Annotated in this window: 15 protein-coding genes and 1 tRNA gene; 8 read left to right on the forward strand and 8 right to left on the reverse strand. The window is 51.5% G+C overall.

Features of this window, described 5'->3' with window-relative positions:
- Positions 1–52 precede the first annotated feature (52 nt).
- A complete protein-coding gene (gene thsA / locus MTC_RS11860; RefSeq protein WP_014406940.1) occupies positions 53–1714 on the forward strand; it encodes a thermosome subunit alpha in 1662 nt (553 codons plus the stop codon).
- 186 nt (positions 1715–1900) lie between these two features.
- A complete protein-coding gene (locus MTC_RS11865; protein ID WP_014406941.1) occupies positions 1901–2560 on the forward strand; it encodes a hydrolase in 660 nt (219 codons plus the stop codon).
- A 6-nt stretch (positions 2561–2566) separates the two neighbouring features.
- On the opposite strand, the gene MTC_RS11870 is transcribed toward MTC_RS11865, so the two are convergent.
- A complete protein-coding gene (locus tag MTC_RS11870; RefSeq protein WP_014406942.1) occupies positions 2567–3676 on the reverse strand; it encodes a DUF5612 domain-containing protein in 1110 nt (369 codons plus the stop codon).
- Between the two features lie 96 nt (positions 3677–3772).
- Here MTC_RS11870 and MTC_RS13865 point away from each other — a divergent pair, with 96 nt between their 5' ends.
- Both MTC_RS13865 and MTC_RS11875 read left to right on the forward strand, forming a co-directional pair.
- Positions 3773–4012, forward strand: coding sequence for a transposase (locus MTC_RS13865; protein WP_394296122.1), 240 nt, complete (start codon positions 3773–3775; stop codon positions 4010–4012).
- Between the two features lie 5 nt (positions 4013–4017).
- Positions 4018–5304 carry an ornithine cyclodeaminase gene (locus MTC_RS11875; RefSeq protein WP_014406943.1) on the forward strand — a complete coding sequence of 429 codons (1287 nt, stop codon included), beginning with the start codon at positions 4018–4020 and terminating at the stop codon, positions 5302–5304.
- A 35-nt stretch (positions 5305–5339) separates the two neighbouring features.
- Here the strand turns inward: MTC_RS11875 and MTC_RS11880 are convergent, their stop codons facing one another.
- The 6 genes from MTC_RS11880 to MTC_RS11905 all read right to left on the reverse strand — a co-directional run bounded on the left by MTC_RS11880 (position 5340) and on the right by MTC_RS11905 (position 10504).
- The gene (locus tag MTC_RS11880; RefSeq protein WP_014406944.1) at positions 5340–5930 is read right to left on the reverse strand and encodes a CDP-alcohol phosphatidyltransferase family protein; all 591 of its coding nucleotides are present in this window, start codon (positions 5928–5930) and stop codon (positions 5340–5342) included.
- 6 nt (positions 5931–5936) lie between these two features.
- Complete coding sequence (locus MTC_RS11885; RefSeq protein WP_237705911.1) at positions 5937–6494, reverse strand: flavodoxin domain-containing protein; 558 nt, start codon at positions 6492–6494, stop codon at positions 5937–5939.
- Between the two features lie 36 nt (positions 6495–6530).
- A complete protein-coding gene (locus MTC_RS11890; RefSeq protein WP_237705912.1) occupies positions 6531–7202 on the reverse strand; it encodes a TetR/AcrR family transcriptional regulator in 672 nt (223 codons plus the stop codon).
- Positions 7203–7288: 86 nt separating this feature from the next.
- The gene (locus tag MTC_RS11895; protein ID WP_193364085.1) at positions 7289–7711 is read right to left on the reverse strand and encodes a radical SAM protein; all 423 of its coding nucleotides are present in this window, start codon (positions 7709–7711) and stop codon (positions 7289–7291) included.
- 48 nt (positions 7712–7759) lie between these two features.
- A complete protein-coding gene (locus MTC_RS11900) occupies positions 7760–8944 on the reverse strand; it encodes a PAS domain S-box protein (RefSeq protein ID WP_014406947.1) in 1185 nt (394 codons plus the stop codon).
- 75 nt (positions 8945–9019) lie between these two features.
- Positions 9020–10504, reverse strand: a complete 1485-nt coding sequence (locus MTC_RS11905) for a PAS domain-containing sensor histidine kinase (RefSeq protein WP_237705913.1) — start codon at positions 10502–10504, stop codon at positions 9020–9022.
- 121 nt (positions 10505–10625) lie between these two features.
- Between MTC_RS11905 and MTC_RS12935 the strand changes: the two genes are divergently transcribed.
- The 3 genes from MTC_RS12935 to MTC_RS11920 all read left to right on the forward strand — a co-directional run bounded on the left by MTC_RS12935 (position 10626) and on the right by MTC_RS11920 (position 13044).
- Positions 10626–10940, forward strand: a complete 315-nt coding sequence (locus MTC_RS12935; RefSeq protein WP_143767151.1) for a HEAT repeat domain-containing protein — start codon at positions 10626–10628, stop codon at positions 10938–10940.
- A 359-nt stretch (positions 10941–11299) separates the two neighbouring features.
- Entirely contained in the window at positions 11300–12211 is a 912-nt protein-coding gene (locus tag MTC_RS11915; protein ID WP_014406950.1) for a DNA methyltransferase, read from the forward strand.
- A gap of 29 nt (positions 12212–12240) precedes the next feature.
- On the forward strand, positions 12241–13044 hold the full coding sequence (locus tag MTC_RS11920) for an MvaI/BcnI family restriction endonuclease (protein ID WP_014406951.1): 804 nt from the start codon (positions 12241–12243) through the stop codon (positions 13042–13044).
- Positions 13045–13819: 775 nt separating this feature from the next.
- On the opposite strand, the gene MTC_RS11925 is transcribed toward MTC_RS11920, so the two are convergent.
- Positions 13820–13897, reverse strand: a tRNA-Pro gene (locus MTC_RS11925).
- A gap of 138 nt (positions 13898–14035) precedes the next feature.
- Here MTC_RS11925 and MTC_RS11930 point away from each other — a divergent pair.
- On the forward strand, positions 14036–14620 hold the full coding sequence (locus tag MTC_RS11930) for an Lrp/AsnC family transcriptional regulator (protein ID WP_014406953.1): 585 nt from the start codon (positions 14036–14038) through the stop codon (positions 14618–14620).
- Positions 14621–14694: the final 74 nt, after the last annotated feature.

Below are 14694 nucleotides of genomic sequence, written 5' to 3' on the forward strand. Positions count from 1 at the left end.
GTGTAACCACATAATACCTGAAATTTCCAATTGCTATAAGGAGGTTTGTAATTTGGCACAACAAGCACAAGCAGGCCAACCGATTATAATCTTGAAGGAAGGCTCCACAAGGACTAGGGGCCGAGACGCTCAAGGAATGAACCTCATGGCCGCGAGGGCCGTGGCCGAGGCGGTCAGGACCACGCTGGGTCCAAAGGGCATGGACAAGATGCTCATCGACTCCCTCGGCGATGTTGTGATAACAAACGATGGCGTTACCATATTAAAGGAAATGGACATTGAGCACCCGGCGGCAAAGATGATCGTCGAGATCGCCAAGACCCAGGACGACGAGGTAGGCGACGGCACGACGACGGCAGTAGTCCTAGCCGGCGAGCTGCTCAAGAGGTCTGAGAACCTGCTGGACCAGGACGTCCACCCGACCGTCATAGCGGCGGGCTACAGGGCGGCGGCCGCCAAGGCCAGGGAAATCCTGGACACGCTTGCATACCCCGTCACCCTCAAGGATGATGCCCTGCTCAAGCAGTTCGCCATCACGGCGATGACCGGCAAGGGCGCCGAGGCCGTGGGCGAAAAGCTGGCAGACCTGTGCGTGAAGGCGGTGAAGGCGGTCGTCGACGAGAACGGCAAGGTAGACGTCGACGACATCAAGGTCGAGAAGAAGGTCGGAGGCACCATAGGCGACTCCGAGATGATCCAGGGCCTTGTGATCGACAAGGAGAGGATCCACCCGAACATGCCGAAGACCGTCAAGAACGCCAGGATAGCGCTGCTCGACTGCCCGCTCGAGATAGAGAAGACCGAGATAGACGCCAAGATTGAGATAACGAGCCCTGACCAGCTCCAGAGCTTCCTGGACCAGGAAGAGAAGATGCTGAAGGGCATGGTGGACAAGATTAAGGCCACTGGCGCCAACGTCGTGTTCTGCCAGAAGGGCGTCGACGACCTGGTGCAGCACTACCTGGCCAAGAACGGCATCTTAGCGGCCAGGCGCGTCAAGGAGTCTGACCTCAAGAAGCTGGCCAAGGCCACCGGAGCCAGGGTTAGCACCAGCATTGACGAGCTCACCAAGGATGACCTGGGCGTGGCTGGCCTCGTGGAGGAGCGCAAGATTGGCGACGAGAACATGATATTCGTCGAGCAGTGCAAGGACCCGAAGGCCGTCAGCCTCATACTCCGCGGCGGAACCGAGCACGTCGTGGACGAGCTCGAGAGGGCCGTGCATGATGCGCTACGCGTTGTTGGCGTGGTAGTCGAAGACAAGAAGTACGTGGCAGGCGGAGGCGCTACCGAGGTGGAGCTGGCGCTGCGCCTGAAGGAGTTCGCCTCAACAGTGGGCGGCAGGGAGCAGCTCGCCATCGAGGCGTTCGCCGAGTCCATGGAGATAATCCCGAGGACGCTCGCCGAGAACGCCGGCCTGGACCCGATTGACACCCTCGTTGACCTGAGGAGCAAGCACGAGGGCAAGAAGGCGGATGGCAAGAACTTTGGCATCAACGTCTTCACGGGTGAGGCCGTGGACATGAAGAAGGCCGGAGTCGTCGAGCCGCTGCGCGTCAAGACTCAGGCAATTAGCGGCGCATCCGAGGCTGCCATCATGATCCTAAGGATTGATGACGTCATCGCCGCGAGCAAGCTGTCCAGCGGCAAGGGCGGCGCTCCGGGCGCGGGCGGCGCCGGCGGCATGGGCGAAATGGGCGAAATGGGCATGTAAGCTTAGCTTACATTCCTTTTCTTTTTCTTTTCAACCGCTTATTCGTGCTGGCCTGGCGATATAGCCGCATTATTGGTCACGGCCGTCATCAAGGCCTTAAAATGGTCTACAAAAAAACCGTAAAATTCCGTACATTTAACCTTATAGATTTTTAACGAGACATCGCGTTCTCCCATTTGTGGTTATATGGATGACGAAAAGATACATGGCTTACTGACACCGGACAACTGTGCTTTACTGCTGATCGACCATGAACCTCAGATGGCCTTTGCGGTAAAGAATATAGACGTGCAGATGCTCATCAACAACGTCGTCGGGCTCGCAAAGGCGGCCAGGGTTTTCAAGGTCCCGACTATCATTACGACGGTCTCTGCCGAGACTTTTAGCGGGCCCATATTTTCATGGCTGCGCGACGTCTTTCCCGGCGTGAGGCCCATCGACCGTGAGTCGATCAATGCGTGGGACGATAAGAATTTCGTCACGGCGGTCAAAAGGACGGGACGCAGCAAACTAATATTCTCAGGGCTCTGGACGGAGCTATGCGTGGGGATGCCGGCCATCTCTGCGATGGAGGAGGGCTACGAGGCCTATGTCGTGGCAGACGCTTGCGGCGACGTGAGCGAAACGGCCCAGGAGATGGCCATGTGGCGCATGGTGCAGGCGGGCGCCGTACCGGTGACGTGGATGCAGGTGCTGCTCGAACTGCAGCGGAGCTGGGCGAATAAGGCGACCTACGACGCCGTACTGAGGATCGCCGAGGAACACGGCGGGACATACGGCCAGGGCATCCAGTATGCAAGAAGGTTTCTGTGGGGACAGCAAGAAGAGGCGGCGTCCATGCGGTGAATAAAATTAGAACTTTTTGCCCCTGACCCTCTCGATGTCGAAGACGGCTGTCTTGGCGACGTGCATGACGGCGAACGTGCCCGCCTGTATCGGGTCGGTCACGACAAGGTCAGCGTAGTCGGGAACGCTGCCGGCCATATTCAATGAAATCACGGGGATGCCCTCCTCACGAAGCTTCTTGACCTCCTCGGAGATGCTGCCGCCCATTATGGACCCCGCCAGCACCAGGATCTGCGCCCTATGCAACCGCTTCACGGCTTCGACGGCATCCGCCAGGGCATCCTCGCCCACCAGGGGTATAGTGTCAACGCTGATGCGCTCCCCCCGAATGTTATGGCGGTCGGCCTCGTTAATCGCCCCCATCGCGACCTGGGCGACCTGCGCCCCGCCGCCTATGATTATCACCCTGGACCCATAAATGCGGTCGAGGGGCGGGTGGAGCGTCACCTCCTGCACCATGGGCAGCTTTTCAAGGGCTTTTACCAGGTCGTCGATGTCCTTGACGTTCTCGACTTCCATGTAGACGCTGGACATGCCCTCTCTCTTGCCCTTATCCACGATGAACTGCTGCGTGTACGTGATGTTCCCGCCGTGCTTGGCGACCATGCCGGCGATGTCCCTTAGCACGCCTGGCTTGTCCTTGCAGAACATGTTGAGTGCCGTCTTGCCCGTCGATATGGCGCTCCGCGAGTATATCAGCTCATACTCGTTGACGTAGTTATCGATATACAATACCTTTTCCGTCTTGACTATCTTCAGCTCCCAGCCGTCCTTATCGTAGACGTCGAGGGTCCACCCCTTATCGTTCGGGTCTACGTCCTCCAGCATGTCTGTCAGCAGAGACGACGGGAGCACGATGGCGTGCTCGGGCTTTTCACAGATAAGCACGAGATGCTTAATCGTGGGGTTATAAAGGAACTCGTTGGGTATTGAGAAGTAATAGTGGCCGTCCTTATTCTTGCTGTAGCGTAGCACGAGGAGATACTGCCCATTCACCCTGTAGACGTGCTGTAGGCCTGAAATGTAGTATTCCTTGAGCTCGCAGCTCTGCTCTATCTTATCGATGACGGCTTCTATTGCCTGTTTCATCTCCTGGGAATTGTACCTGTAGCCCATCTTAGACTCCTTTTGGTTTATCCAGTATACGCGATGTAGGCTTGAACTTTTTCCTTATATTGGCGTGTCATTGTTTAAGAAGTATGATTAGAAGCAATTGGTCCCCGGATGATGCTCAAAGTCCTCTTCTACTCGTATTACACGGGGGTTACGAGTAGTAGGAGTATTGGGGACAAGCTAGACACTGACACGGTGTACATGTACCTCTCGGGCGTGCGGCCCCCTGATTTCAGGACGCCTAGGGTCAAGGCTAATGCGAGCCACACAAGGAAAAAGAATAAGTGGAAACATATAAGTGTATCACCAAAACAATTATTCAACACAGCACACTGGTGAACCATATGGAAGCGATGCGGGAGATAGAGCTGAAGGGGCACATCATCGACTCCTTCCTCCTACCCAAAGTCTTCGATAAAGTAATGGACATGAATGGAGAGTTTGAGATACTCGAGTTCGAGATAGGAAAGCATAAGACAGATACGAGCTATGCGCGGCTCATGATCAAGGGCAGGGACCAGGAGCACCTTGACGATATCATCGGAGAGCTGCATCGGCTTGGGGCTTATTTACCGGAAGCCGAGGATGCCATCGTGGAGGAGGCCCCTAAGGATAGGGTGGTGCCGAAGGGCTTCTATTCGACTACTAACCATACGACTTATGTAAAAGTCGATGGGGAATGGCGCAGGGTAAAAGACCAGAAGATGGACGCCCTCATCGTGATAAAGGACAATGAGGCCGTTTGCACCACGCTTGGCCACATCAAGAAGGGGGACAGAGTGGTCGTCGGCAACAAGGGGATTCGAGTCGTGCCCCCTGAAAGGCCGAGGGGCCACACCATATTCGACTTCATGGGAAGCCAGGTCTCAAGCGAGAGGCCGTCGCAGGCGCTCATAAGGGAGATAGCCGAGGAGATATACGAGGCCAAGGAGAGCGGCGGCAAGATAGTGGTGGTCGGAGGACCCGCCATCGTGCATACGGGCGGCCAGCAGGCCCTGGCCGAACTCATAAGAAAAGGATACGTGGACGCGTTGCTTTCCGGAAACGCCCTGGCCGTGCACGACATCGAGTACAACCTTTACGGCACCTCGCTCGGCATGGATTTAAAGACTGGCGAGCTGGCGCCCGAAGGCCACAAGCACCACATCTATGCCATTAGCGAGATCACCAGGGCGGGCTCCATAAGGGAGGCCGTGGAGAAGGGAATACTTACTGGCGGCATCATGTACGAGTGCATAAAGAATGGCGTGCCTTACGTTCTCGCCGGCTCCATCAGGGATGACGGTCCCCTGCCTGACGTCATAACCGATACGATGAAGGCACAGGATTTGATGAGAGAGCAGGTCAAGGACGCCGACATAGTGCTGATGCTGGCCACAATGCTCCATTCCATTGCGACGGGGAACTGCCTGGCCTCGCATGTCCGCACCATTTGCGTGGACATAAACCCCGCCACAGTCACGAAACTGATGGACCGGGGCACAGCCCAGGCCATCGGCATCGTCACCGACGTGGGGACCTTCCTGCCATGGCTCGCCGAGGAGCTGGATGCGCTGGAGAAGGCCCGGAAACAGGAGGCGCCCACATTAAAAGCCAAAGGTAAAAAACACAAGCGTAAGACGGCTCGTTGACGCTTGTTTTCCCATTTTATCCCCGATAATTATATTTATCTTGCCGCTTTTTCTTTCAGTTTTCCCGCCGCTATACAGGATGCCATGGCCTGCGTAGACGAGACGAGGCACAGGAAACCGGCCACCAGGAATAGTGCCGTATTGTATGGCGCAGGGGATAGCAGGCCGGCGATCAGGAGCGCCAGCCTTTCCGGCCGGCCGAACATGGCGGCGTCAGAGTTGAGGCCTTTCCTGTGGTTGTAGATTCTCGATGCCAGTAGAAACAAGGAGCCTACAATGACGGTAAAGGCCGAGGAAGGGACACCCCCTGCGACCGCACCCGTAATAAACACCAGCTCGGAGAGCCGATCACACATGCTGTCGAAATACCGGCCGAATTCGCTGCTGAGCCCGCAGGCCCTCGCGAACGAGCCGTCCACCGCGTCCAGGCAGGCGCCGATGATAAAAAAGGAGATGCCCGCGTAGAGATGCCCCGACGCGGCGAGCAGACCGGCAGTCACGGACATGAGCAGACCGGCCGCCGTGACCATGTTTGGCGTCGTCCCCATCGCCAGCAGGATATGGCTGGCCGAACACAGGGCCCGGTCCTTCTGCGGCTTCAATACATACAGTAAGCTCAAGCCCATCATTTCCTATTGCAGCACTGCGGATACGAATTCAGAGCAGTCGACGTTACCGGCATCGCCCGAGCGGATAGTCTTCGTTACGGCCGTTTTATTTAGCATGCTATTGCACGGGAGCGATGCGACCTGTTTCCCGAATGACGCGATATCATCGTTATTAAACTGTGGCGCGCCGGTCGTCGCGAATACCCCTAACGCTACGTCCTTTTGCGGCTTTAGACCTTTAAGGTATGCCTCGACCGAGCTGCTCACTTTCCCAAAATACATTGGCCCGCCCACGATGATCACATCATAGCTCGATGTGTTGGCTGCGGCCGTGCTCCTCACGCCCGCTAAACTAACGGCGTATCCTTTAGACTGCAAATCACCAGCTATCGTGGCTGCGGCGTCCTTAGCGGCGCCCGAGACGCCCGGGTTGTATACTACGAGCGCTCTACCGGCAGGGGTTCCGGCCGGATCCAGGGTCTTGTTGCCTGTAGCGGTATAGCTCAGAAGGTCCCCGCATATTATGAGACCTATGGCAAATGCCACCACGGCGATGCCTGCGACGACCAATCCTATTATCATTATCCAGTTCATTTAAATTCCTCCTATTTCATTTATTCACGGTTTTATCGAGTTCGTTATGAAGGCGGTGTGCTCCTTGATACGGGCACCGTACTCCTGGAGGAACGAGCCAGACATAGTGCCATACCGCATGATGAAGTAGTCCACTAACGCGTTCATATAAAACGACATGTACTCCATGGCCAGTACCTTCGGGTCTATGGGCTTGATGAGCTTATGCTTAATCATGATGGCGAAGCTCGACTCAAAGAAGGCGTAGCCAGCGTCCAGGAACGCTAGCTGGGACTTTCGTATCTTCTCGTTATGGTACAGCTCGATGAAGGAGACCCTCATTATCTTCTCCATGCGGGGGTCGCCTAGCCAGCTCGTGAATACGCCGCTGGCCATGGCCATGAAGCCGTCAAGCCCCATCGAGACGACCTGCTCTTCGGCCTCACTGCTCACTGACCATTTTCCCGCCACGCTTTGCCTCCATGCCTCCAGAAAATACTCGAATATGCTGTCGAGTATCTCCTCCTTGCCCGTGTAATGCTTGTAGATCGAGCTTTCCTTGATGCCCACGGCGGCGGCGATGTCCCTTATGGAGACGCCGTCATAGCCCCTCTCGGCGAACAGGTCGATAGCCGTATCGAAGATCCTCTCCTTCGTGCCCTTCTCGCCCGGTACCTTCGCCGGCCTGCCCGATTTTCGCTTCACGGTCACGCACATCACCATAAAGCTAACGAGTGTTAGCTTTGCAACCCCCACTACATGCTGAAAGTATATAAAGCTAACGATTGTTAGCTTTTAAAAACCTATCCGGGCTTCCTCCACAGGGCGCACCCACCGCCAGACTCCATGAGCTTATCCCGGTTCTCCTGTAATGCCCTGAAGAGCCTTGAGTTAGTCTGGACAGGGTTATGCTCGACGAAGATGAATGCCTTGCAGCCGTGCTCCCTCATGCGCCGTATGAAATCTTCGCCGGTCACCACGAGCACGATGGATATTCCAAGCTCGCTCGCCTGTTTCAATACATTCCTCAGCCATTCCTCGCTTAGCTCCGGCTTTCGCTCCCTCGGAACGAGCCGTGAGCAGCAGCCGGCACAGCGCAGGTTACACCTGCTGGTGACGCTCAGGACCATCACGGGCTGCACATGGAGCCCCCGCTCCTCGTTGCGCTGCCTTACTGCGGCAGCCTTTTTCCGCGCAACCGCAGCCCTCATGAAGAAAGCAGCCATGGCGGGGTCCTTCATCGTAGGTTGTAGTCACAATGGATTTCCAGGCAATCAGCTTATCATGGGAAGCAAGACCACAAACCTGCAGCCCTTACTATGGTCTCCCTCCACCCGGTCCTCCACCCAAAACTGGCCGCCATAGTCGTCCACCAGCATCTTCGTCAGGCAGAGCCCGAAGCCTTTACCACGCGCCCGCGTAGTCGCAAGGTTCAGGCGGCCAAAAAGAGAGCTTTTAAGGCTATCGGGGATACCCGGGCCATTATCTTCTACTATAACCTTACAATACGACCTCCCATCCCGGAACTCAACGGAAGCGTTGACGTTTACAGTTAAAGGCCCGCGCGAGTGCTTTATAGAGTTACCGATCAGGTTGTCGAATACGTCCTTCAGCAGGTCGTTAGCGTTAACGAAAAGGCTGCCACACGGGGCATAGTTGATTCTTACGTCACGGCCGTGTACATTCTTAAAGGAGCCGACCACCTCGCCGAGCACCTTATCGATGTCCTGTGGCTTCGCCGGATAGAAGCCTGCCTTACCCCTCTGAAGCTTTCTCACGCTATCGATAAGCCTTGAGCTATTCTGAAGCGATTCATAGGCCTTATCAAGCAGGCTAGCATTTTCCATGCCAAGCACGCCATTGTGGCTGATGATATCCCTGGCAAGCTCGAGGTAGCCCATTGTGATCTGGTTCATGTTGTTTATATCGTGGCCCATGAGGTCGACGTAAAGCTCCGCCTCGTTCTTCGCGTTCGACAACACCTCCTCCCATCGCTTGCGCTCGTTGATATCCTCAAGCATGCTGACGCTAAACTGGAAATCTCCGGCGGAGTTGACCACGGACGAGACGATGAGGCGGCCCCAGATGACCCTCCCATCCTTTCGCACGAAGCGCTTTTCAAGCTGATAATGGTCTATGGCGCCTTCGACCAGGCCTTCGTACAACTTTAAGTCCTTTTCCACGTCATCCCTGAAGCTCAGGTCGGTAAAGCTCATGCTACGAAGCTCATCCATGCTATAGCCGGCGATGCGCTCGAGAGCACGGTTACATGCGGTGATTCGCTTGCCTGCGTCTGCGAGGGCGATGCCGATGACAGCATAGTCGAAAACCGCCCTGAACTTCGCCTCGCTCTCCCGCAGGGCGTTTTCTGCCTCTAAACGATGGGCGTTGCCTCCGGCATGCATGCCCTCATCATCAGGTTTTCCCTCGCCATCCATCGATGAGTCCTTGCCCGCCATTTAGCCTCCTAATAATATGGCAATTAATAAGAAGAAGTAAATATATCTTTTTAATGAGAAAAAAATGTATAGATATTATTTTACATTATATGTTGGCAGCAATACGACGAACCTGCTTCCCTTCGTATGGTCTCCTGGCACGCGGTCCTCAACCCAGAACTTGCCCCTATAATCGTCGATTAGAGACTTGATCAGGCAAAGCCCGAATCCCTTGCCGCGGACCCGCGTGCTGGCGAGGCTCAGCCGGTTGAAGAGCGTCTGCTTGAGGGCATCGGGGATGCCCGGGCCGTCATCCTCAACCGCCACCCTGCAGTAATCCTCGCCATCATAGGACGCCACCTCCACATTTATGGCGATGTTCAGCGGCCCCGTGGAGTGCTTTATGGAGTTTCCGACGAGGTTGAGGAAGACGTCCTTGAGCAGGGAGTTCGCTTTGACGTGGCATTTTGCGGCAGGCCTGTAATCGATAGTGACCTTTCTATTCGGAACGCTTTTGAACTGCTCCACGACTTCCTGTATTATGCCCGTGACTTCCAGGACTTCCTGCCCATACATCCCCATCCTTTCCCTCTGAAGCTTCCGGACATTATCGATGAGCTTAGAGCTATTATTCAGGGAGTCTATGGCCCTTTCAATCAGGTAGATGCTATCATGCCCCAGCTTGCCCTCGAAGTCCAGTATGTTATGTGCTAACTCGAGGTAGCCCATTGTGATCTGGTTCATGTTGTTTATATCATGGCCCATGAGGTCCACGTATAGCTCGGCCTCGGCCTTCGCGGCCATCAGCGCTTCCTCCGCCTTCTTACGCTCCGTGATGTCCTGGTTGATGCCATAGGCCCTCTCGGGCTCCCCTGACTTTCCCACGATGATCTTATCCGCAACGGAATTCACGTATCTTATGGAGCCGTCAGGCCTTAAGACCCGGTAATCGACGCTGCATCGCCTGAGCATAGCGACGTCTTCCGCAAAGCACATCATGATTGCCCTGTCTTCGGGATGGACCCTGGATAGCACCCATTCGTAGGTGGGCTTTACCTCACCTGGCCCGTATCCGAATATCCGGTATACTTCCTCCGACCAGTTCAGCGCCCCCGTCTTCAGGTTCCAGGCCCAGTTGCCGACGTGGGCTATCTGCTGTGCCTTTGCGAGTATATACTGGCTCTTTTTTAGAGCCTCTTCCGCGTGCTTTAGCCCTGTTATGTCCTGGAGTATGAGTATGACCGCCGGCCTGCCGTCGAGGATAAACGTGCCCGCCGAGGACGTAACCCAGCGCTGCTCGCCGTTTTTCCTGATGATCTTTAATTCGTTCGTCGCAGGTACGGCCTCACCCCTTTGCCTGGCCTCGGCACGCCTCCTGACGGCCTCTCGAAAGTCGGGGTGTACGGTCTCCCAGAACTTCATCCAGCGGCGCTCCTCCAGCGGGTAGCCCTCAAGCTCGGCCATGGCCGGGTTCACGTAAACCGTGTCTTCTCCCTGATAAACCAGTATGCCCGCCGAAGAGGAGTCAAAAAGCGCCTTGAATATCTCCATGGCATCCCGGAATGCGCCCCCAACCTTCATACTTAGCCCCTTCTCCATATTACAATCGCGCCCCCTGGAAGATGCCACCCTTCTACCATAATATATTAAGGATTATTTTGTGGCGGTGAATATAAATATTTTTAGCCAGTATGCCATTGTTATGCCCGCTAGAAGACGCTCACCACCGCCAGACGTCGAGCATATGTATAAGCTACGAGACGTAGAGGGGTTGTTGAAGGTAGCCATGCAAAAGGATGCGCCGATGGAAATACGAATTATGGCGATAGACGCCCTGGGAGAGATAGGCGATAGCCGGGCGGTCGAGCCGCTGATCGAGCTCTTGAAGAGCGATGACTACCTTTATGTGAGAAAGAGGGCGGCCTATACGCTATACCTTTTCTTGAAAATGGAGGGCTTGAGTGATGCCCTCAGGCAAAAGATAATGTCTCATTGGCGCTCATGGTACCTGACGTGAAAGCTTATCCAGCTGTATGGCGATGGATGAGAAACTTGACCCATTTATTTCCACATAAAGGGTGAAAAATTTCTGCCAAATGCCTTTTCATTGAAATTATTATCGATGAAATACTAGTTATGAGGGCTATAACCCCAAGCCAATGAAAAAGTTTATTAACAGCCTGGTAATTTTATCATATAACTGTTGTAATGGCCGGATCATATGCAAATCTGGGGGCAAATTAGAAAGGCATATGACCCGGTCATGCTTTTGACAAGCATACCATAATTATTACGATATTTCTTTAACCTTTCGGTCTCCACGAGTTGATATTAAAACGTTAACCTTTTATTCACTCAAATCGTATGGAGTCAATAATGATAGAACTACAGCCTACAGACGTTAAAAAAAATAGCCATATATCTAAGCCTCTTAACATTAATCATGTAAAGACGTGCGATTGTGAGCCCAATCATATTAATTGCTTAACCGCAAAAGAGTGGCTTAAATGTCAGCTAGGCGTGTGGAAGTTTAACTATGAGGGCAGAGATATCCGGGATAAAGAGATACACCCCGCAACCTTTCCTATTTCATTGTCAAAAAGGGTTATAGAGCTTTTCACTCATCGAGGCGAGCTGGTCCTGGACCCATTCGTCGGTAGCGGTACGACGCTGGTGGCGGCTCAGGATCTGGACCGTAATGCTGTTGGGTTTGATTTACAGGAAAAATACATAGCGCTGAGCAAGCAGCGATTAAGCAATACCAGGCTATTTAATCAATCTCAACAATTAGCAATACAAGATGATGCAAGAAATATTCCAGATTATCTTAGCCCTGAAACAATAAGCCTTATATGGACGTCTCCACCGTATGCCAATCTCCTCAATCGCAAGAGGACTAACAAGTCCAGAAGAATCAGGAATAATGGGCAACTCGGTAAAATTGAACAATACTCCCAGGATGATAGAGACCTTGGCACAAAACCTTTAGATGAATATACAAAGGCCATGGGGGATATTTTTGAAAGGCTGCTGCCACTATTAAAGCCGAGGGCTCATTGTGTCATAAATGTGCCTGACATGTGGTGGGAAGACCATAGGATAACAATTCACGTAGCATTGATTGAAGAATTGAGGAAAAGAGGCTATGAGCTAAGGAATATCATAATATGGGATAGGACCAATATAGTTAATCAGATCGGCATATTTGGATGGCCGAGTAATTACATCACCATGGGCGTGACGTTTGAATACTTGCTTGATTTTTGGAGACCAGAAATGCCCCCTTAGAGAATTAAAAAGCCACAATTGGGTTAATCATGAAGATTTATACGAAAGAAGAATTGATAAAAAGACTAAAAGAAATCAGGGATATGGGCTGGGTTAAATGTACCCGCCCCGCAAATGATGGGTGCGTTGGAAATACGCTTGAAGATTTATTAGGAATAGCAGAAAATAATATTCCATTGGCTAATAGTGGCGAATGGGAGATAAAGGCACAAAGAGCAACATCATCGTCTTTAACTACTCTATTGCATTTAGAGCCATCGCCTCAAGCTATAAGATTTGTACCTAATATTTTTTTATCGAAATATGGTTGGCCCCACGAAACTATACCAAATGAATTGAGCTTTAGACAAACAATTAGAGCTACACATAGGACAGATAGAGGATTTACTATTATTGTTAATGATGAGAAAAAGCGTATTGAAGTGTCATTTGATGCGAACACGGTAGATGCAAGACATAATGAGTGGTTAAAAAGCGTAGAAAAAAGGGCTGGCCTGGGGGAGTTAAATCCACAGCCTTATTGGGGGTTTGACGATCTTTATCATAAAATAGGGTCAAAACTCTTGAATTGTGTATATGTGAGAGCTGACGCACTCAAAGGAGACCCTCTCGCACAAACAAGAATTGACGGTAGAAGCTCAAAAGTTGAGTATTATAAATTTAATAAAATTTTTATGTTGTCGGGGCTTGACCAGGAAAAAATCATCAGCGCAATAAAAAATGGTAAAATTTACGTAGATTTTGATGCCCGTACCCACCATAATCACGGCACAAAATTCCGGATGGCTCAAGATACCTTGCCCGAATTATATAAGGATATCATTATCATATAATCTTTTTAATATTTAAACAATTTATGGGCATGTATACTGGTATTTTATGATGTTACTTCTTTGATGTTTTTTGGATGTGCTATAGGGTTGACTTGTTTAGTCTTATTTTTTCTGCGATTTTTAGCTCGATTTTTTTAATTTGGCTTCTCATGGTTTGAAATTAACTATTATTAGCTAATATTCAAATTAAGGATTAGATGCGTGAACTACTCTAGGGTAATGGAAGCATATTTTTTATTATCACTATTGGTCATGCCCCTCTGTTTAGACGGTAAATATCATATTATCTAAGCTTACCTGGATGGTAGACAATGAATTTATCGTCCTAAACTTGGAGAAGAGCCATTCCATTTTTATCGTCTTCTCCCATAGCACACAAGTTCGTAGTACATGTTCGTTAATGTTATACTAGCGTTGTGTATCTCTTTGTGCACCATTAGGCAAAACATTAGAACTATGCCTATAAGTATGCCGATTTCGAGTTCAATCATATTTCGACCACCTGATAATGGTTAGCCACCGCATCCCATATTAACGCTTTTATAAACCTATTAGAAAATACGCTTCTCCAACTATAAACATTTCCAACCGCATTAAAACTCATGCACACGAGAGAAAACTCCTTATACTAAAAACAATTATTATAAAATTAACATAATATCCAAGCTAATGATTACTAAACTACCTATCGAAAAATTATAATAATGAAATAATAAATTAGTGATTGCATTATTGAAGCGGCGCTTTCAGGTCTATACTATATCCCCAAATCAGGTGGTGGGGCCGCCCGAATTTGAATCGGGGTCTCAAGACCCCCAGTCTTGAAGGATGGACCAGTCTACCCTACGGCCCCACAAAATCCAACGTAGCTTTAAGTGTTATTATACATATATATGGTTTTTGGATAAAGCCGCCGACAAGTCAAAACTATTAATACGTATTCAGCCTATATTTTTAAGGTTATATTGGGTATTGCCTTTAAATTAAAAGTATGGGCCAATCAGGAGGGATTTGCTCGATCGACCTTGATGAGAAGGACAGGATCATAGTCTCGCTTTTTGAGAAAAATCCCGACATTTCGCAGGCCGATATCGCCGAGCAGGTAGGCCTATCTCAGCCCACGGTGGGCGCCCGAATAAGCAAGCTCAAGCAGTCGGGCGTAATATCAATGGTGGCCGGCATGAGCCTCATGAAGGTCGGCCTCAAGCTCGCCAAGGTCGACGTCACCGCTAAGAACTCGGTTGAGCTGCTCAATAAGTTTAGGTCTTGCCCCTACTTTTTGAACGGCTTCGTGGTCTCTGGCAGGGAGAACCTCTGTTTGTTTTTCATCGCCGAGGACGCCTCCACGCTTGACGCCATCGTCGATAAGCACATCCGTAGCGACCCTTCAGTTGTTGAGGCTGACCTGGGTATCGTCATGAGTAGCGTGAACGAGATGATCCAGCCGCTGCGGCTGAGCGTGGAGAAGGGCGAGAAGACGCCGTGCGGCCTCAATTGTGTGGAGTGCGGCTATTATACGAGTGGCCGGTGTCTGGGGTGTTGTGCCTCTAAAGCCTATAAAGGCTCATTTTGGTAATACATCATCAGATAGAAAACATGATACACATCCAGCACGGTATTACTATCAAAAAATTTAAGTGCAAGCACAGA

Origin of the sequence: Methanocella conradii HZ254, assembly GCF_000251105.1 — an archaeon.
Classification (GTDB): Archaea; Halobacteriota; Methanocellia; order Methanocellales; family Methanocellaceae; genus Methanocella; species Methanocella conradii.

Bases quoted from the DNA above. Each gene is read 5' to 3' on its own strand.
- MTC_RS11900 (WP_014406947.1), bottom strand. From the start codon at position 8,944: ATGGCGGGCAAGGACTCATCGATGGATGGCGAGGGAAAACCTGATGAT.
- MTC_RS11880 (WP_014406944.1), bottom strand. From the start codon at position 5,930: ATGGGCTTGAGCTTACTGTATGTATTGAAGCCGCAGAAGGACCGGGCC.
- MTC_RS11930 (WP_014406953.1), top strand. From the start codon at position 14,036: ATGGGCCAATCAGGAGGGATTTGCTCGATCGACCTTGATGAGAAGGAC.
- MTC_RS11865 (WP_014406941.1), top strand. From the start codon at position 1,901: ATGGATGACGAAAAGATACATGGCTTACTGACACCGGACAACTGTGCT.
- MTC_RS11920 (WP_014406951.1), top strand. From the start codon at position 12,241: ATGAAGATTTATACGAAAGAAGAATTGATAAAAAGACTAAAAGAAATC.
- MTC_RS11875 (WP_014406943.1), top strand. From the start codon at position 4,018: ATGGAAGCGATGCGGGAGATAGAGCTGAAGGGGCACATCATCGACTCC.
- MTC_RS11885 (WP_237705911.1), bottom strand. From the start codon at position 6,494: ATGATAATAGGATTGGTCGTCGCAGGCATCGCCGTGGTGGCATTTGCC.
- MTC_RS11915 (WP_014406950.1), top strand. From the start codon at position 11,300: ATGATAGAACTACAGCCTACAGACGTTAAAAAAAATAGCCATATATCT.
- MTC_RS11890 (WP_237705912.1), bottom strand. From the start codon at position 7,202: ATGTGCGTGACCGTGAAGCGAAAATCGGGCAGGCCGGCGAAGGTACCG.
- MTC_RS11870 (WP_014406942.1), bottom strand. From the start codon at position 3,676: ATGGGCTACAGGTACAATTCCCAGGAGATGAAACAGGCAATAGAAGCC.
- MTC_RS11895 (WP_193364085.1), bottom strand. From the start codon at position 7,711: ATGGCTGCTTTCTTCATGAGGGCTGCGGTTGCGCGGAAAAAGGCTGCC.
- MTC_RS11905 (WP_237705913.1), bottom strand. From the start codon at position 10,504: ATGAAGGTTGGGGGCGCATTCCGGGATGCCATGGAGATATTCAAGGCG.
- MTC_RS12935 (WP_143767151.1), top strand. From the start codon at position 10,626: ATGCCCGCTAGAAGACGCTCACCACCGCCAGACGTCGAGCATATGTAT.